General features: G+C 40.0%; 15 protein-coding genes. 5 read left to right on the plus strand and 10 right to left on the minus strand.

The window, feature by feature from the left end:
* Nucleotides 1-250 precede the first annotated feature (250 nt).
* The 7 genes from MWU78_RS15605 to MWU78_RS15635 all read right to left on the minus strand — a co-directional run bounded on the left by MWU78_RS15605 (nucleotide 251) and on the right by MWU78_RS15635 (nucleotide 10,108).
* Entirely contained in the window at nucleotides 251-3,460 is a 3,210-nt protein-coding gene (locus tag MWU78_RS15605; protein WP_246999383.1) for a PVC-type heme-binding CxxCH protein, read from the minus strand.
* 13 nt (nucleotides 3,461-3,473) lie between these two features.
* Nucleotides 3,474-4,445 (minus strand): Gfo/Idh/MocA family oxidoreductase, encoded by a 972-nt coding sequence (locus MWU78_RS15610; protein ID WP_246999385.1) that lies wholly within the window; start codon nucleotides 4,443-4,445, stop codon nucleotides 3,474-3,476.
* Entirely contained in the window at nucleotides 4,442-5,461 is a 1,020-nt protein-coding gene (locus tag MWU78_RS15615; protein WP_246999387.1) for an NAD(P)-dependent oxidoreductase, read from the minus strand. The genes MWU78_RS15610 and MWU78_RS15615 overlap by 4 nt, the downstream gene beginning before the upstream one ends.
* 62 nt (nucleotides 5,462-5,523) lie before the next feature.
* On the minus strand, nucleotides 5,524-6,636 hold the full coding sequence (locus MWU78_RS15620; protein WP_246999390.1) for an alcohol dehydrogenase catalytic domain-containing protein: 1,113 nt from the start codon (nucleotides 6,634-6,636) through the stop codon (nucleotides 5,524-5,526).
* Between the two features lie 95 nt (nucleotides 6,637-6,731).
* Nucleotides 6,732-7,886: a Gfo/Idh/MocA family oxidoreductase gene (locus tag MWU78_RS15625; protein WP_187582994.1), complete on the minus strand. Its 1,155-nt coding sequence runs from the start codon at nucleotides 7,884-7,886 to the stop codon at nucleotides 6,732-6,734.
* Nucleotides 7,887-7,949: 63 nt separating this feature from the next.
* The gene (locus MWU78_RS15630; RefSeq protein WP_246999391.1) at nucleotides 7,950-8,999 is read right to left on the minus strand and encodes a TIM barrel protein; all 1,050 of its coding nucleotides are present in this window, start codon (nucleotides 8,997-8,999) and stop codon (nucleotides 7,950-7,952) included.
* 23 nt (nucleotides 9,000-9,022) lie between these two features.
* Nucleotides 9,023-10,108, minus strand: coding sequence for a ThuA domain-containing protein (locus MWU78_RS15635; RefSeq protein ID WP_246999393.1), 1,086 nt, complete (start codon nucleotides 10,106-10,108; stop codon nucleotides 9,023-9,025).
* Between the two features lie 382 nt (nucleotides 10,109-10,490).
* Here MWU78_RS15635 and MWU78_RS15640 point away from each other — a divergent pair, with 382 nt between their 5' ends.
* From MWU78_RS15640 to MWU78_RS15660, 5 genes are all read left to right on the plus strand, one after another.
* Complete coding sequence (locus MWU78_RS15640) at nucleotides 10,491-11,375, plus strand: AraC family transcriptional regulator (protein ID WP_246999395.1); 885 nt, start codon at nucleotides 10,491-10,493, stop codon at nucleotides 11,373-11,375.
* 551 nt (nucleotides 11,376-11,926) lie between these two features.
* The gene (locus tag MWU78_RS15645; protein ID WP_246999397.1) at nucleotides 11,927-13,195 is read left to right on the plus strand and encodes an MFS transporter; all 1,269 of its coding nucleotides are present in this window, start codon (nucleotides 11,927-11,929) and stop codon (nucleotides 13,193-13,195) included.
* Between the two features lie 20 nt (nucleotides 13,196-13,215).
* Nucleotides 13,216-14,058, plus strand: a complete 843-nt coding sequence (locus tag MWU78_RS15650) for a sugar phosphate isomerase/epimerase (protein WP_246999399.1) — start codon at nucleotides 13,216-13,218, stop codon at nucleotides 14,056-14,058.
* 32 nt (nucleotides 14,059-14,090) lie between these two features.
* On the plus strand, nucleotides 14,091-15,227 hold the full coding sequence (locus MWU78_RS15655; protein WP_246999401.1) for a hypothetical protein: 1,137 nt from the start codon (nucleotides 14,091-14,093) through the stop codon (nucleotides 15,225-15,227).
* Between the two features lie 426 nt (nucleotides 15,228-15,653).
* Nucleotides 15,654-16,256: a c-type cytochrome gene (locus tag MWU78_RS15660; protein WP_246999403.1), complete on the plus strand. Its 603-nt coding sequence runs from the start codon at nucleotides 15,654-15,656 to the stop codon at nucleotides 16,254-16,256.
* Nucleotides 16,257-16,393: 137 nt separating this feature from the next.
* On the opposite strand, the gene MWU78_RS15665 is transcribed toward MWU78_RS15660, so the two are convergent.
* From MWU78_RS15665 to MWU78_RS22590, 3 genes are all read right to left on the minus strand, one after another.
* Nucleotides 16,394-17,278, minus strand: a complete 885-nt coding sequence (locus tag MWU78_RS15665; RefSeq protein WP_246999405.1) for an SDR family NAD(P)-dependent oxidoreductase — start codon at nucleotides 17,276-17,278, stop codon at nucleotides 16,394-16,396.
* 19 nt (nucleotides 17,279-17,297) lie between these two features.
* On the minus strand, nucleotides 17,298-18,317 hold the full coding sequence (locus tag MWU78_RS15670) for a zinc-binding dehydrogenase (protein WP_246999407.1): 1,020 nt from the start codon (nucleotides 18,315-18,317) through the stop codon (nucleotides 17,298-17,300).
* Between the two features lie 293 nt (nucleotides 18,318-18,610).
* A complete protein-coding gene (locus MWU78_RS22590) occupies nucleotides 18,611-19,984 on the minus strand; it encodes an exonuclease domain-containing protein (protein WP_246999409.1) in 1,374 nt (457 codons plus the stop codon).
* Nucleotides 19,985-20,094: the final 110 nt, after the last annotated feature.

Here is a 20,094-nt window from a genome sequence, read left to right on the forward strand (position 1 = left end):
AATCCTGTACTAAAAATCCATTAGTCGTATAAACGTATGAAAACTTAACACAATAATCTCGAATAATATGGCTAATTAATGTATAATCCTAAAAAACATTGGTTTTTAACAAAATCTTGGCAGAAACACACGATTTAAAATTTGAAAGTGCAGTTTTCAAAAAAACCCTTAAAATAGAAAAAAGGCTGTTAAAAGAAAAACTCTTTAAACAGCCTTTGAACCTAAATTATAAAATTAACTTCCTTACTTATTATTTTCCGAGAGGATGCTCTTTTAATAATTCCTCTGGGGAATAAAAGCCTTGTTTATCCTTTATTTGCTCACGAACTTCCTTTACTTTATCTGCAGTTATTACGGAGGCCTTATTTCCAAAAGTATTTCTAATATATGTTAATACGGCCGCAGTTTCGTCTGCAGTAAGCAAATTTCCAAATGGTGTCATAGGCACTTGTCCAGGATAGGCCTTGCCATTAACCTCTATAGGTCCCATTAGTCCATTTGTTGTTAACTTTATAAGTCTATCAACATTACCAGTTACCCATTCAGATCCAGCAAGTGGAGGAAAGCCGGAAGCTTCCAGACCTTGGCCATCCGGTTGGTGGCATGTGGCACAATAGCCATCCCTCATATATATTTCCCTTCCTGCAACCAAAAGTTCTAAGTCTTTTCCCTTTAGATCGGTCTTTATTACCTCTTTGGGTTCTTCCCCTGCTTTGTGGCCATTTAAATGTGCCAGGGCCGATTCATAGGGTTTTTCCATCCATTTGTCCAATCCCTTTTTTCCAGCTTCAGTTATAATAGGAATTCCAACATCCCTACCCAACCAAGAAGCAGCAACCAAGGCCTCCAGTCTTACGCGAGGATTGTCATCCTTGGCTGCTTCCATTAGAAGGTCTGCTTGATCCGGGATCTGATGTCCTGCATAGCGAAGAACACCTACTGCAGCCGCACGGGCTTTGAAATCTTTAGCGTTGAGTACTTGTTCTAGTAATTGTCCATCTACTTTATTCAAGCCCCATGTAACCCATAAAGCTTCCAGCAGATAGTGTTCATATTTGGGCTCACTTTTATCCAAGCTTGCCACCCAAGTCTTTAATTTTGACAAAACTTCTGAGGCATCCCTTGCTCTTAATTCCCTTTTAGTTCTGTATCGGGTACGATATTCAGGAAGTTTAAGGTTTTCCAATAATTCATCTATACTGGCATCAACAATCTTGGCAGGTTCCACCAAAGGTCTAGATGGGTAGGTAATGCGATATACTCTCCCGTGTGCATGATCTCTAAGGGGATCACGGGCATTGTGCTGCATATGCCCAATAAGCACATTGTGCCAATCTATGACGTACAAAGAACCATCAGGAGCAAACTCCATATCTACAGGTCGAAAATTTTTATCGGTTGCAGAAATTAGGTCCTCTTGATGCTTGCTTACATAACCAGCAGTTTTAGAGTCATCTACCATTGAATGCTCCTTAATACCCAAGAAACCAATTGTATTGGCTATCAACATATTGCCTTGCGCGGCATCAGGAAAATGCCTACTTGATACAAATTCCAATCCAGAAGTTGGTCTCACCAAATGTTTCTTTTCAATAAGGTTTTCAGGTAATGGTGAACTTACCCCATAACGTGGTAAAATTGTTCCCGGCATCATCCAAGTAGCTGATGGACCTGAAGTATGTTCAAAAAATGGTTGCCCCCAATCATCGAAAGCAATACCCCATGGGTTTGGAATGGGCAATTGTGCAGTACGTTCCAAATGATGTCTTTGTGGGCTATACCTATAGAACCCACCATTAGTTCCTCTAACGGTACCATATGCAGTTTCCACATTTGTATGCAAAAACACCCCTTCTCCCATATAGATTGCTCCTGAAGGATCGGCTGTAAACGCGCTAATTGCATGATGCGTATCGTGATCATCAAATCCACTTAAAATGATATCCTTTGCATCGGCCTTATCATCGCCATCTGTATCCTTTAATAATACCAAGTTGGTTCCTTGAGAAACATATACTCCTTCTGGCGCAAATTCAAATCCTATAGTAAGATGAAGTCCGTCCGCAAAGACAGTTTGCTTATCAGCCTTACCATCATTATCCGTATCCTCCAATATTAACAACTTATCATTGGGTTTACTATCGCCAGGCTTATAATGGGGGTAACTGGGCATTACCCCTACCCATAACCTTCCTTTATTATCGAAGGAAATTTGTACGGGATTGGCCAGATCAGGAAACTCTACCTCAGAGGCAAAAAGTTCTATCTTATACCCTGGTGCCGTCTTAATTTTATCCAGTGCATCTTTCCCATATAAATACTCTGGTGTTCCATTCTTATCACTGGCCTTATAATTGGTTTGTACTTCAGGTAGTTCCACGGTTTGAGCATCACTCTTGGCCAAATCCATTTTTTTGCCCTGTAGTGCTTCCCAAATCGCCGTATCGCGAATTGCGGTCATCTGACGTATTTTCTCTATCTCAAAAGGATAATTATCCGGACCGTATGGATCATAACGTCTTCCATAGGCATGAACACCATTGGGGATTTTAAAATCGTTATGCCAGAACCAGTTTTTTTCATTTACGGCATCCAGCACCAATTCACGGTTTTCTTCGGCCTTACTTTCTTGGGTACCGAAAACTTTATCCGCCAACAACTTGGCAAATTTCTGGTATCCCAAATCGTTTAGCTGAAAACCGTCCTGGGTTAAATCTGTACTTTCGGATTGATACCATTCTCTAGTGGGATCAAAAGCATTCACAAAAAGAACACCTTCTTCCGCGGCTACTTCTTTCATTGCCGCAGTGTATAGCTCTAGGTTCCCATTTTCTTTTTGTCCATTGGGCAAGTCCATCTTATCGGACAGATCTTCAAAGGCAATGGGCGATACAAGTGCCAATTGCGGAGGTGTGGCACCATTATATTTTTGACTTAAAGTATGTTTAATAAACGCCCGTAATTCCTCTTTATAATTATCCAGGCCTTCTTGCCCTTCAAAAGACTCGGAATACCCAAAAAACCCGATAATAATATCTGCTTTTAGGCTAGTAATCCATTCATCCGGAGAAGGAAAATGGCCAATAGGACCTGACCGGCGTCCGTCTTCACCGTCAACGAAATGTATGGCTTGCCCCGACTCATGCTGATATTTATCAGCACCAGGAAACGCCCAAGGCGAATTTCTTGAGGAATGCGGCCTAAATCCAGGTGTGTTACCACCATCACACATATTACGGATATAAAGCGAATCATTAGGGTAACGAAGATGCATTTCGGTTTCGAAATGTCCAAAGTTCATCATACGAGATCCCAAATTATTACCCACCAACACTATATGTGAGTTAGGTTCGATTTTTAAGGTATTGTCCTCCTCCTTACTACAGCTGTAAACGGCAAGGACTAGGAACAGCATCAGGAAAATCTTTCCCCAAGCAACTTTTTTACTAATATTCATCATTTTTGATATATAATTAATTGATTTTCACGTGAATTCCTTCTTTTACAGACTTTTCACAAGCTTCTATAATTCGTTGACAGGTAATGGCATCTTCAAGACTTGAAAGTGGCGCCTCATTATTCCGTAGGACATTGTTGATAAAATGTGTCGCTGTATTTTTGATGGATTCCGGGTAGGATTGGTACGTTTGTGAGTGCGCACCATTGCGCTCATTTATGACCCAATCACGATAACTATAACGCGTACTACCTTTGGTTCCAATTACTTTTATGATACAAGTCCATGGGTCCCCAGCATGGTCATCATTTGCGAAGCTAGCCGATAAATGACTCAGGGTACCGTTTTGCATTTGAATATTGGCCATTGCCACATTTTCTTGTGGAGCTATAGTGGTATCAACGGTATGTTTTAGACAGGATACGGTTTTAGGTTGCCCGGCCAAATATAACATTGTATAACTATGATGGGTCAATATCTGACGGATGACTCCTGGGTAGCGCGCCCTGATTTCTTCGGAATGATGAATATTGTACATCATATAAAACTGGGAAATGTCGCCCAGTTTACCACTTTCAATCATGGATTTAGCCCTTTTTATACCAGCTTCATAGATATAATTATGCACGGGCATACATTTCACCCCGGCTTTATTGACAGCTTCCTGCATGAGTTCCAGTTCAGAAATACTGGAGGCCGCGGGTTTTTCTACCAATATATGCTTTCCTGCCTTTGCTGCCCTTAAGGTATAATCGCAATGGGTTTCCATATTGGTCAATACAAAAACAGCATCTATTTCAGCATCACCCAACAAATCATCAACGGAACTGTAGGTCTTACACCCAAACTTTTCGGCTTTTTTTGCTCCCTTTTCAAAGGTTCTATTCCAAAGTCCCACGAGTTGCGCTCCTGGCAAGCTGTTAATGGCCTCCGCATGTAAATCGGCAATATCCCCTGCTCCTATTAATCCTATTCCTATATTTTTCATGAGGCAGCAGTAGAATATTTTAGAGTGCCCTTTTCTGCCATGGTCTTAAACTCCAATAATGAATTTTTTATTCCCTCGGCTATTTCGGTCAATGGTAAATCTTTAAATGTGTTTGCTATTTTTGAATGATCTAAATCGCATACAAAAAGGTTAGGTGGCGCTCCTTCGGTAATGGATAACGAAACATAGTCTCCCATGCCCAAAGATTTAGCCTGTTCCTTAATAATTTCTAAAAATGAGGTGATCGGAATAGTTTCACCTTGTATATTAAACGCACCAAAGCCCTCATAGGGCTGTAATACACAGGCAGCAAATTGTGCACCCACATCTTCAACAAAATGATAGTTTTCCCGTCCTTGATATGGCATTTCAAAGGGAATCACCTTTCCTGCCACCTGACCTAGGACTATAGCCTTTAAGGCATTGGTGGGCGCAGAAGTTTTTCCTTTATCCCTACCTTTCCCATAAGTAGTATTTAACCGCAGACATACCGTTGGTACTTTGGTATTGTCATGAAATAAACGAGCAAGATGCTCACCGGCCAATTTCCAAATTCCATAATGATTGGGTGGAGCTAAAGGGACATTTTCAGGAATGATGGATTCCGAATACATAAATCGCATACCATAAACTGCGGCAGAACTTGCAAACACAAACCGTTTCAGGTTGGTCAATTTTTCAGCTGCATCAAAAAGTGCCATTGTACCTCCGGTATTTATTTCCATTCCACCAATATGGTCCCGGGAACAATCTGGACTTTGGTACGCCCCTAAATGTATAATGTGCGTAGGGTCCACTTCAAACAATACCCTTTCAATCTCCTTGTAATTGGAGACATCGAGAGTAACGAACTCCAAACGGGAATCCAAATCTTCACCCATCCACAATTTCAATGGATCTGTATTATTTGAGCGTGTTGCAATAACAATTTTTCCAACCTCATTTGATTGTAAAAGTTTGTAAATTGTGACCGAACCTATGCAGCCTGTACCTCCGGTAATAAATATTTTGTGCATAATCTTTAATGCTTGTTTTTTTAGATATTATGTTGTAGGTCTTATGTGGACCCAACGAATTTTTAGTTCATTTTTACAACCGCCTTCATATTATTAGCTTTTATAGAATCCTCAAAAGCTTGATTGATGTCTTTAAAATCATAGTAATCCGTATAGTGTTCAGAAGGGAAAATTCCAGTAACCATCAGTTTTTGTGCTGCCATATAGTCTGCCCTACAAGACCCCATAGATCCCCTCATATTCAATGAGGTACGGGTAAGGTGCGTAGCATTGATCTGCACATCGGTTCCGTAGGTAGCAATAACACATATGTCCCCTTCCGGTTTTACAACACCAACAGCTTCTGTTAGGACTGGTGGTACACCGGAACATTCTATAAGCAAATCTATTTTCCCGTTAGAGCCAAACGGAACACCATTATCATCTGTGATGCCATTTTGCAACTGCGTGGTCAAGGAGTTTTCCGGTGAAACTTCTATAGTAATGAACCCTCTTTCCTTTGCTCTTTTTAAACGGATATCGCGATCGTGTGCAATACCTGTAACAGCAACCCTTGCTCCTGCCGCCCTAGCCACTTCGGCAGACATCATTCCAATGATGCCGCAACCTGTTACAACCACATCCTGACCAGGTTTAATATCGCACTTATTGTAAAGTGCGTTGGTAATAATGGACAAAGGTTCTACTAAGGCACCTTGGGCCGGTGTTAGCCCCTTCATTAAAGGGACAACCCGATCTGATTCCAACACCACTTGTTGTCCAAATCCGCCGTTTCTATGGAAACCTATTATTTCCTTTTTGGAACATAAATTCCATTTGGATACACTGCAGGCAGGGCAATCTTCTTCCCGGCAACCCAACATGGCCAAAGGAGTAAAAATATCGCCTACTTTAAGGTCTCCATGATCCCCAGGTCCCAATTCCAATACTTCGGCACTAAATTCGTGACCAATAACACGGGGACGTTGCACCCAGTCAAAATTGGCCTTGCCAATAGTTGCGCTATTGTCTGAACCACAAATGCCTGTGTACAGTGTTTTTGCCAATATTTCCCCTTCCTTTAATGGCGGGATTTCCATGTCTACTACTGAGGAATTGCTCAGTACCGATTGGCCCGAGTTTGGATATATTTTTTCGTTGCTCTGAAGACAAAAGCCTTTTATAGAATTACTCATCGGGATAATTTATTAATTTAATTCAAGTTAAATTCAAGTTGAAAAATTTAGCCTCCAACTTTACACTAATGCTTTTCCTTTGGGAAAATTTTAAGCTACCATTCAACACCAGTATCTTTCCAACTTTTAGTTTTGGCAGAATCCAAAACAGCTTCACATACCTTCTGTGTTTCTTGAGCCTCCTTAAAGGTAGGCGAACATGGCTTACCTTCTTCCAAAGCTTTAAGAAAATCCGCTATTTGATGTACAAAGCTATGCTCGTAACCAATGGACAAGCCTGGTACCCACCATTTGTCCATATAGGGATGATCACCATCCGTAACATGGATTGAACGCCATCCTCTTTCCTGAGACTCATCCCTATGGTCAAAATACTCTAAACGCTGAAGGTCGTGCAGGTTCCATTTTATGGAGGCATGCTCCCCATTTATTTCAAAAGTATATAATGCCTTATGACCCCTAGCGTATCTAGTAGATTCAAAAAGTCCCAAAGAGCCATTATCAAAATGGCAATGAAACATACAGGCATCATCAATAGTTACCTCTTGTTTTTCGCCGGTACCCGTATGCACCCGTTCTTTAATAAAGGTTTCGGTCATGGCAGAAACATCCTTTATACCACCGTTCAACCACATTGCAGTATCTATACAATGTGCCAATAGGTCACCTGTAACTCCAGATCCGGCTGCGTCATTATCCAATCGCCATAACCCTTCCCCTCCTTGTGGAAGTTCTGGACTTATGGTCCAATCCTGTAAAAAATTGGCACGATAATGAAATATTTTACCCAGTTTGCCCGCATCAATTAGTCGTTTTGCAAGGCTAACGGAAGGCAATCTTCGGTAATTGAAATAAACCGTATTTGGCACTCCTGCCTTTTCAATGGCATCTACCATAGGTTGCGCTTCCGCAACAGTACGTGCCAAAGGTTTTTCACATAAAACCATTTTTCCAGCTTCCGCGGCTGCAATGGCAATTTCGGCGTGCATATTGTTGGGAGTACAGATATCAATGGCATCAATATCATCACGGGCAATCAGCTTTTTCCAATCGGTTTCTACTGATTCATAGCCCCATTGATCGGCAAATGCTTGCGTCCGTTCTAGATTACGCCCACAAATAGCTTTTAATATAGGTTGATATTTCAGTTCTGGAAAAAAATTGCCAACCCTCCTATAGGCATTGGAATGGGTTCTTCCCATAAATCCATATCCTACCATTCCTATTCGTAATTCTTTCTTACTTGACATGTGTACTCTATTTTTTATTTTAAATTGAATTTATATTGAACAATCGAGAAATGACTATATATTTTAAGTCGCTTCGTACCACCCATGAAGTTGGCGTACTTTGATCATAGCCCCTAAAATATCGTTCCAAGTTTTAGGCTGCATCATTACCTCGTTGGGGAACATGCATCCATCCCAACAGATATGTCTTATTTTTTTGGTCAGGATTCCATTTTCATCACGCAACCAATGGCCTGCATCCACAGCGATATCCAATTTTCCGTTCGGGTCCGAGGCCTGACAATGTCTACCTGTTTTATCATGTGATCCGGATCCGAACACCGTGCCATCATTCTGGGCTACGTGAAAATCAATGGTCCATGGCCGAAGAGCGGCGGTTATGGTTTTAAGACCTTCTGTTAAAGTTGCCCTATCGCTCCAATCAAAATCTTTAGGCAATATTCTCTCATCCTCTTTATTATACCCCAATAGATACAATAAAGTATGCGCCATATCGGCCTGAAATCCTATATTGGGACGATCTACGGCCTCAAGGGTATTCACCATGGTTTTCCAACCGTGCATTCCACCCCAACAAATTTCACCTTCAGCGGCAAGCGATTCTCCGTAATCGGCGGCTACATCGCAAGCCTCGCGGAAAGTTTGAGCAATTAATTTTGTATTGGCTACAGGATCAGCTGCCCAACTATGTGGGTCAACGGACGAATCGATGCGAATAACACCATTGGGACGTATTCCTAGATCCCGTAATTTTTTTCCTATTACACAGGCTTTACGTACCTGTGTTACAAATTGATTTCGTTCCTCCCGGGACCCCATAGCCGACCCCCCTCCAGTTCCTGCCCATACCGGAGCAACCAAACTTCCAATCTCCAAATTTTTTGCACTGGCCTTATCTGCCAATTTCTTGATACCGTCATCATTGGAATCTATATCCAAATGGGGATCGGCGGCAAATAGATCAAATCCATCAAATTTAACTCCATCTACCTCGGCATTGGCCGTTAACTCGATCATGGTATCTATAGAAATTGGTGGCTCTGAATCAGGTCCTTTTCCTACCACACCTGGCCACGAAGCGTTGTGGAGTTTAGGATAGTTATTTTCTGGCATAACATTAATTTTAATTGTTCTTATTATTTTCTTGGCATTATTACAGATTCCCAACCATCGAGGTCGGAAGGTTTTACATTTTTCTGATAACCCTCAAATTTAAAGGTAGTTGGCTCAAATCCTCCTACAAAATCAATCGGATTGTCCGTTTTGATATCCTTTTCCATTTCCAGCCCCCATAAGCAGGCATTAATGAGCATTCTTCTAAAACCTTCACTCAATATGTCTTCTGAAGCCCCATGCGTAGTAGTAAAGGCACGTCCGGGCTCACCTGATTCCAATTGGTAAGTGCGCGCCCAAGCTACCGGAAGTTCTTCTTTGGTAGTGTCCGGTTCAGCATCGGGTGTCATTCCGTTCAAAACCCTTCCGCGAGCTAGGATTTTTAAATCCTTTCCTTGGGGATATGCATTATAGCCTCCGCACTGTGCCCATGCACTAGCTACTCCTAACAGTATTGGATGATCTTTATTGGATTCCTCCAAAATTAGCTTGGATGCCTGTTGATGGTTCTTTCCGTAATGTCCCACCCAGGTCTCTCCTAAAACCACCTCTCCAAATCCACCGTGCCAAGCCTTTTTTTCCCCTTCGTATTTATAATCATAGTGCCTCCAATTGGGGTTATCCGAGTTATTAAAGGCATGGGTAGAAGTCCTTAAACCTATTACTGGACGTCCCTTATGCAGATAGTCATCTATATATTGCATTTGCTTATCTTCAAAATTTGCAAACCTTGTAAATATTACCATAAGATCTGCAACTTTAAGTACGTCCAAACCTTTCAAGTTTGAGCCACCTGGAAAAATATTGCCATTATCATCCAAAGCCCATACCACTGTACAGGTAAAACCATATCTTTTTGCCAAAATCCTAGCCAAGGCAGGCAATGTCTCCTCTCCTCTGTATTCGTGATCGGTAGCAATAAACACAATATGTTTACCTTTCCCAGGACCATCTTCTCCTTTATATGTTATGCGGAACTTATCTTCATTGCCCAGTGCTGTCAACGACTGCCTTTTCTCTCCTCCACCTACCTGAGCAACCAGCTTCGAATTAAAACCCAAGGAATTTTTCTTGTCGTGATCGGCACATGAACAAAGAAAAAAAACCATTGCGAAATACCATATTGTTCTTCGCTGGATAATCGAAAATAAAGAAGACGCAAAAATTAATGATTCTAACATAATAATACAAATCTAAAAACACTCATTTATCATTTTTTTCCCACCTAAACTTGCCGTTATTATATGAATTCAAAGTTTGAATAATGCACTAAAAAATACTCAGCATTTCCGAGCCCTAAAGTTTATCAATATCCAATTTTTTTATCACATTTTATGCACTATCCGTAAAATTTATTGCTATAAAAACTGACTATTGAAACTTAGCTCTACAAATCTAAAATACTATCGGGATTGATATTCCCTATATTTTACTAAATGATGACACTTTTTTGTCTTAATTTAGCCAAAATGAAATCCAAAACGGTAATTTATGAGTACTCCCAACATTGAAAAAACACTCACTACCAAGGAAACTTTTATCTTTAAAGATATGGAAGGCCCCTACTTTAATCCTAATTGGCACTTTCATCCAGATTTCCAAATATCTTTGATTGCAGAAGGGAAGGGTACTAGATTTGTTGGAGATCACGTACAGTCTTTTGAAAAAGGAGACTTAGTGGTCACAGGCCCCAACCTGCCTCATTTATGGCGGAGCGACGAAATTTATTTTAAAAAAAACAGTAAACTCACCACCAGAGGTTTGGTCATTTATTTTGACCACGAACTTTTTAGCGAAGCCTTGTTGGGTAAGGAGGAATTCTATAACATAAATAAATTTGTTGAAAATTCTGTAAGGGGCATGGAATTTTATGGGGAAACCCAAAATAAAATCAATAAACTTCTCCTTAAAATAAATAACGAACAAGGGTTCAAAAGAATTATAAAATTATTGGAAATAATAGATATCCTCGCCAATAGTGAGGAATACCTTCTACTTTCCAGCCCAGGCTATACCAATGTCTTTAAAGGCGACGATGCTGACAAAATGCGTATCGTCTATGAATATGTCATGACCAATTTTAAAACCAAAATATCCTTGGAAGAAATTGCTGAAATGCTGAATATGACCACTACCTCCTTCTGCAGGTACTTTAAACCTAGGGCCAATAAAACTTTTACTCGCTTTGTAAACGAAATTCGCATAGGTCATTCCCGCAAATTATTGCTAGAGGACAATTTCAATATTTCCCAAATAAGTTACGAATGCGGTTTTAATGCGTTGTCCAATTTTAATAGGCAGTTTAAAGCCATTGTGCATATGAGCCCCCATGAGTATCGCAAGTTGTTCCTGAATATCAAGACCAGTATTTCTTAGTAACAACAAAAACCGTACAAACATATCCCCGAAACCTTCGCTCTTGGCCTCGAAGTAAAATCCCAAAGGAACCATTCATTTTAATGGACCTGTTATCGAGAAGAGCTTTAATTGAAGAAAATTTCAAATAATAAGCAAATTTTATCCCATCCATTAAACCCGTAATCAATAACTTTTAAATCACAAATTAGCTTGTCCCTATATGTATACCTAATTATAGCCATATGGCATGTACTTTTCCGATACAATGACCCTAAATTGACCCTATGGCAAAAAAGTACCATTATTTAGTAGGATATAGGAACTTTGAAAATTCAATTAGGTTTAAATTTATCAGCTTTATTAATTCAGATATATCGAATCATGAAATTGTTGGTAACAAATGACTCAAGGCACAGGTACCAATAGTGTAATATAAGTGGACTTAAATTTTTCATTTGACAAAACAATTGAAAATAAATTATGATTATTGTAAAAAAGAGATTAAACTTATACGCTGAAATTTAAATAGAATAATCAATCATCTTTTAATTAAAATTTTAATCAAACCAATGGAACATTCAAATGATCAACAAAAAACTAATGCCAATAGACTATTTTATGGTAGTTGTTTTGCATTAATTACCACAGCATTTTCTTTTAGTATAAGGGCGGGGATTCTTCCTCAGCTGGGTGAGGAACTAAGCTTATCCGGGGAACAACTAGGCTTCATAAATTCTATGTGGTTTTTTGGTTTTCCAATATCAATGGTTATAGGAGGATTGATCTACCATAAAGTGGGTGGAAAAGCGATTATGCAATTTGCCTTTTTTGCGCATGCTCTGGGAATTATTTTGACCATATATTCTGGCAGCTACATAGGCCTACTCATATCCACCTTATTAATAGGTCTTGGTAATGGTTGTACAGAAGCAGCATGTAACCCCATGATAGCAGACGCCTATTCGGGTACAAGGATGAGTAGAATGATGAACCGTTTCCATATGTGGTTCCCAGGCGGAATTGTTATAGGTAGTCTGGTATCCAAATTCATGACCGATGCAGGCTTAAGTTGGGAGACGCAGATCTGGGTGATAATGATTCCGACACTGATCTATGCCTATTTGTACTTCGGACAATCTTGGCCAAAAGCCAAAATTGAAGCAGCCGCCACTCTTGGTGGTAATTTGAAAGCCATGATATCCCCCTTATTTATATTTATGATTATTTGTATGTCCCTTACCGCTATCTCCGAATTTGGGCCGCAACAATGGGTGGGTCTTATTTTGGCCAAGAGTGGTGCAGAACCTATGATCATATTGGCACTGGTTACAGGATTAATGGCTGTAGCCCGATATTTTGGGGGAGAAGTCGTTCATAAATTCGATCAAACGGGGGTTCTTTTAGGCTCAGCTGTTCTAGCTACCATAGGTATCTATCTTTTTAGCACTCAAACTGGAACTATGGCCTATGTTGCTGCAATTTTCTTTGCATTGGGAATAGCCTATTTCTGGCCAAACATGATTGGTTTTGTAGCTGACAAAATACCAAAAAGTGGCGCCTTGGGAATGTCTATTATTGGTGCTGTAGGAATGTTCTCTTCTTCCATATTCCAACCAATCATTGGTGGATGGATCGATGCTGATAAGGCAGAAGCAGCTGCAGCTGGACTTACAGGCGATGAGCTCGAATTGGTAGCAGGACAAGCTACGTTAGGGACAATGGTTGCATTTCCATCTATCTTGATCGTCCTATTTACCGTACTGTGGTTTTGGGTTAAAAAACGAAAAAGCACAGATGCCGCTGAAGCTACTAGTGGCCAACCCGTTACTGACTATTAGAAATTACATAAAATTTAAGTATGAAAATTGGAATGAATATGTTGCTCTGGACTAACCATGTCACAGAGCAACACTTTGATATTGTTGATACCCTAAAAAAAACTGGGTATGATGGAGTTGAATTATTTCTAGGTGAGGGAGATGAAAAACACTATACCAAATTGGGCAATCATTTCTCCAATATGGATATGGGGGTTACAGCAGTGGCAGCTTTGGCTCCAGAAGAGAATATAGCAAGTCCCGATCAAAAAACAAGAGAGGCCGGTCTTGATAAACTAAAATGGTCCATTGATGTGGGTGCTGCGGCCAATGTAGAAGTAATTTGCGGGCCTTTTCATTCCACTTTTGCCTATTTTACAAGGCAACCACCCACTTTGCAGGAAAAACAATGGAGTAATGAAATGTTGCAAAAAGCTGCTGATTATGCCCAGAAGGCAAATATAATACTTGCTCCCGAAGCGGTTAACAGATTTGAATGTTATCTATACAATACCATGGCCGATTTAGGGGCCATGGCCAAGGAAGTAAATCATCCTAATTTAGGAGCAATGTTCGATACCCACCATGCGAATATTGAAGAAAAAAGTCAGTCCGAAGCCATTAAAACCATTGCGCCTTATCTAAAACATGTACATATTAGTGAGAACGACAGAGGAACGCCAGGTGAGGGACAAGTCCATTGGGACGAAGTATTTAAGGCTTTAAAGGAAGTTAAATACGACGGTTGGTTGACTATAGAGGCTTTTAGCACCATTATTCCTGAATTTGCCAATGCCATTAATGTGTGGCGGGATTACTCCCCATCGGAAGAAATCTATACCAAAGGTTTAAAATTGATCAAAGAAGGAATGGGCATTAAATAATAAATCCAATTCTTTACATCTAAAATAAAATAATGAAAAATCATCTAATGAAAAATCTATTACCTATTCTTGTTTGCCTTTTTATGTTTGCCTGCAAAGAACAAAAAGAGGCCAAGTCCAATGAAGCAGTGACCGTGGAAACTACGGATACACCAAAGCAATGGCTAACTTTTGAAGGTAGTGATAAGAATGCAAAGCATATAGTTCTTATTTCGGGAGACGAAGAATATCGCTCTGAGGAATCAATGCCTCAATTGGCAAAAATCTTGTCCAAGCACCATGGTTTTAACTGTACCGTGTTGTTCGCACAAGATCCGGCGCTCCCTGGAACAATAGACGCTAATTATGTTAAAAACATACCTGGACTGGAAGCATTGGACAGTGCTGATCTAATGATTATTGCCACAAGATTTAGAGCTTTGCCGGACGACCAAATGAAACATATAGATGATTATCTCAGAATGGGAAAACCTGTTATTGGACTTAGAACGGCAACACATGCCTTCAACTTTAAGGAGGAAGATGTCTCTAATTACAAACATTACGGAAACGGCTATAAAGGAGACAAAGAGGAATGGAATGGTGGTTTCGGCCGACTCGTTCTAGGAGAAAATTGGGTTAGCCATCACGGACACCATAAACATCAAAGTACCAAAGGCTTTGTCGCAGAGGCCGGTACATCTACAGGAATAACCAATAGTATCTCTGATGGGGATGTATGGGCTTCGGCCGATGTATATGAAGTCCGCCTTCCACTTCCTGGGGATGCCCAGCCCATTATCTTGGGCAAGGTAATGAATAGAAAAGGCGATTATGACGAAAACGATATTTTCTATGGTATGCGGCCAACCGATGACGAGGCAGCCAAAACCAACAACACGGGAAAAGATGTTAGTGCTCCCCTAATGCCCGTAGCCTGGACCAAGTCTTATCAGATTCCAGGGGGTAAGGAAGGAAAAGCCTTTACATCTACGGTTTTTTCGGCAGTAGATTTCACCATAGAAGGAACCCGACGATTGGTTGTAAACGCCGTGTATTGGACGCTAGATCTACCGGTACCGACCAAGACCAATGTAGAATTGGTAGGTTCCTATAATCCCACTAACTATGAATTTAGGAAGGACGAATACTGGGATCAAAAACAATTAAAAGTATCCGACTTTAAATAATACTAATTAACCAACCAATCTTTACTAGGCCAATAGAATAACTTCTATTGGCTTTTTTTTATTCCTAGAACCTCAGCGATGCCAAAAATATTTCAATTTCATATTGGAATATTTATTAATTTTAGGTAATTGCCCAAACTAGAACAAGGCGATTTTATCAAGTATTTTATATCCAATTTTTAATTTGGATTGTTAGTCTACCCCCCTCTTTTTTTTGATATTAATTTTATTTTACGGACACTTCAGGCCGATCGATTGTATAAAGTTTTTTATAGCTTTTATAAATGGAATTATCAAATAATGCACGCTAACAAATAGGAAGTTGGCACCAACATACCACCTTAAGTCTAGGAAGTATGTTTGCTCAGAAGTAGATCGAGAAAAATCTACAAGTAATTCGTATTAAGCAATTTAATTCAAAAGATTATGAAAACATGTCATTTAATATTCTGTATGATGGGAATTATCTTTATAGCCTGTAATTCACCTAAACAAAAAGAAATTGCCACCAAAGAAATGGCGAAGACCGAAACCATACCTGTGGTCGACAAAGTAAAAAGAGGGGAGCAGCTTGTGGCTTCTGTTGGTTGTAACGATTGTCATTCCCCAAAAATAATGACTGACAGAGGTCCGGAAGTCGACCCGGATAGAAGACTATCCGGACATCCATCCGATGAGCACCTACCACCTTATGACAAGGAAACTGCAAAATCGTATGTACTATTTAGTATGGGTCTTACTGCCGCTGTTGGGCCTTGGGGGACCTCTTTTGCGGCTAATCTTACTCCTGATGAATCCGGAATCGGCAATTGGTCGGAAGCACAATTCTTAAAGGCTATAAAGGAAGGGAAGTTTAAAGGTATGGATGGCACAAGACCTATGTTACCGCCCATGCCATGGACCGAATATCGTAATTTTTCTGATGAGGACCTTGCTGCTATTTTCGCTTATTTAAAATCGATTAAACCGATTGATAATGTAGTACCGGCAGCCATACTATCTACACCTCAACCATTGGAAGCCAAATAGATATTAAATAAACGACTTTAATAATTTTAATAATAGGGTTCAATTATCACATCCATCCCCAACAATTTTGGGAAGGGATGTGATATTGACTATAGTTAGGATCAATACGTTGGAAATGTCCTTAAAGATTATAAAATTTAATTCCGATCTTCCTTGGGCAAGAGGGAGGACGATGTCTTTTCATATACTTTTTCTCCTCCTATTAATGTAAATTCTTCCTTGATTTTTTTTCTATTTGTCCAAACAATCCATTCTGTAAGTATTGGTAAATAGCGAATTATTAAATTGGCCAGAACCCCCAAACTTGTTAAGGTAATTCTCTTTTTTCTTTTGATGATCATATCACAAACACTATTCGCTACGGATTGCGGCGATGCCAAATTTACATTTGTTCTTTGGGGCAGATAGATCCATGAACCATCTACGTCCAGTATTTTTTTTTCAGGATCGTTCACCGTAAAGCCAACATGGGCTATTCCCACATGTATACCATAATCATACCACTCTATCCGCAAAGCATCCACTAAGGCCGCCTGGGCCAATTTTGATGCCGTATAGGCAGAATTATAAGGCATTCCCCGGAAACCACCTGCACTATTAATAAAAACCACGTTTCCTCGAGTCTTTTTTAAATGGTCAAGGGCGTATTTGCTTAGATAGGCAGAGCCATTAAAATTAGTTTCCATAAGCATAATAAAATTGGAAGTAGCCATATCCTCTACTGAACCCCTACTACTAATACCTGCATTGTTGACTAGGATATCCAGTTGACCGAAACTCCTAATAGTCTCTTGAATAAGGTAGGCACATTGATCAGGAATACGAACATCTGCAACAAAAGCCTTTACCTCATAACCCATTTTCGAAAATTCCTCATGGGCCGTTCCCAACCTATCCTCTTCCCTTCCATTTAATACTACTTTTGCACCCCTTAGTACCAATTCCATGGCAATGGCTTTTCCTATGCCCATGCTGGATCCGCTCACCAAGGCCACCTTATCCTTTAATGAGTGGTTCTTCATATCTTTATGTCTTTACGCTTTACCATTTCACCACTATTTTACCTTTAGATTTTCGCGATTCTAAAAACTCATGGGCCTCAGCCAATTGTGCCACCCCATACTCCCCCCCTACAAAGGGTTGAATAATGCCTTCTTCGGCCAATTTGATAACCGCCTTCATTGCCCTGGCCACTTTCATAGGGTTCTCTTCGCCCATTTTAAGCATGTTTACCCCTATCATTCCCCTAGAATTGCTTAAAAATTGGAGTGGGTGATAAATTCCAAATTGGGCCAACACTCTTATTTTTCCAAAAATTGACTTTGTTTTATTCATAGAGGATACGCCGTAAGTCAACAATCTTCCGCCAGCTGCAAGAAGTTTATATCCTTTTCTTACAGAAAGGCCACCAACGGGATCAAAAATAACATCCAATCCTCCTTTTTCCAGAATGCTTTTAATCTCGGATGCAAAATCCTTTTTTGTATAATTAATAGGATGTTGTACCCCGCAACTCCTGAGGTATTCTATTTTATCCGAGGAACTGCAGGTCCCAAAAACGAGACACTTTTTATGTAGCGCCAATTGCACCAAAGCAGTACCGACACCGCCGGCAGCGGCATGAACAAGCACCTTATCCCCCTCTTGAATATTGGCCATATCATGGGACAAAAAATAAGCAGTGGTATATTGCGTGGCAAGTGCAACTGCTGTTCCTGCGGACATGGATTCCGGTATTTGGTTGGCCACCTCATTTTGAGCTATTGCATATTCCGCATATCCCCCAAAATGGGTTATGGCACTAACACGATCTCCAACCTGTACATTTTTAACATTGTCCCCACATTTTTCTATACGGCCAACTACCTCATAACCAAGCAAAGCTGGTAATGGTGGTGCCCCTTTATAAAGTCCAAGCCTGGCCATTACATCGGCAAAATTAATTCCGAAAGCTTCTACCTTTATCAGTACCTGACCATTTGATATTTCCGGGATTTCGACCTCCCGAATTTCAAACGCAGTATTAGATTTGCCATATTTCACCAAATAAACGGCCTTCATTGCTTCAATTATAGGATATAAACAGTAAGGTAATCAATTATATAATGGGAAAAGTCGTTACCAACATTAGTTTGGGTTTGAAAAGATTAAATATTAGCTAATTCTTTTACACTGGTATGGGTATAAGGATAAAAAAAGAGGGACATTTTTTTCTAAAATTTTCACCCGATTAGGAAATGTAAAGCCCATCTTCTTAATTATAATTGTTACCATAATTTGATGAAAAAGGTTCTCATAAGTTACATTTCTGTCAGACCAACCATAGATTGTGGGCATTCATCTATAGAAGGTACTTATTGCCCATATTCTATAAAAATAGGCTCCCCATCCGCTCTCCTTAAATATCGCTTAAGAATTTTTTGGACGTCATTGTTATCCGCTAAAGGAGTAATCAGTTTACCATAATCCATAAAAGCCTTTATTCTTTTTCTTTTGGACATATAACCAAATCCTTTGTATACCCCATTTTCCACCACAATGACCGATTTTTCATTCTTGTTTCTTCCCTCGGCCTTTATGATGAAGGTATTTTTATTATCCTCGATCGGCATTAAAGCTTGATCAACTCGTTTGTTGTAGGATTCCACAGTTTCCAATGCCCTACAGACACCCCGACACTTTTTAATATGAAAATGAAAACAGGCCCCTGAAATCTGCTGCAGACTACAAAAACGTGGACAAAGGTCATAGGTACTGCACAATTCCTCCAAGAATGATATGCATTCCCCTTGATTATAGAAACAAGCCAAAGGAGAATTTATCTCGCCCAATCGATCATAGAATAAGTTGGTTATACCATTTTTGTCTATTTGTGCTCCAACCCCATAGCGATATCCGATTCGTTTTTGAGCTCGATTGAATTTTGGGAGGTGTTTTTTTATTTCGTCGGATTCCAAAAGCAATGCCACAAGCTCGCTGCCAGTGTGCGTATAATCAATATGGGCAGTTTCAAAACAAAGTCGCATTTCCTTATGCGAATTACTGTAGACATGGCTCAAAACACGTTGTTTAATGTCCTTAGCTTTGCCCACATATATAATCTTTCCTTTTGCATTTTTAAAATAGTACACTCCGGTAGCATTGGGAAGGGCAGCCACCGTTAATTTAGGCCATAGAGGAGGTACGGCTGACTGCCCCGGTTGTGGCCCCAACATGAAATTAAAAATTCCGTCCTTGTCCATTGCCCATAGTTTCTCCAACAAACCAACTGTAGCCTCCGCCTTATCCTTGGCATTTTGCCCTTGGCTGATATTAATGCCCACAAAGTTGCACATGGCGCCCAAACTATAACTTTGTTGACCTGGAATAACTTTTCGGGATAATCTTAAGGTTGAAATTTTCTTGCGTTTAAAAGCACCACCAAGGGATGCCAGCTCATTTTTTATCCCGTTGAAATTAAAATTCACATGGTGCGAAACAAAAATACAGTCATTGGTAAGCTCAACAACCTCCTTTGCTATTTCATAGAATTTTGGTGCATTATAAACCATCCCGTCATTAATTCCGTTTTGACGCGATGCCCTATATTTTATGGACACTTCGGGATTTACTAAGGAAGAAAATTCCTTTACTACCTTTTCGCCATCGTGAATCAGGATACAGATTTCAGTAATCTTATTATCTTCTCCCCTCAATCCTGTGGTTTCTGTTTCAACTATGGCGTACACTAGGCAACTATATTTTGGGAGTGAAAATTAACGAATAATCAGGGCAATGGGATGGCTTTTGGCAGATTTAACTTTTAAGCTACTACTACCTTTAAAATCGGCGGGGCTAA

Origin of the sequence: Arenibacter sp. F26102, assembly GCF_023015865.1 — a bacterium.
GTDB lineage: Bacteria > Bacteroidota > Bacteroidia > Flavobacteriales > Flavobacteriaceae > Arenibacter.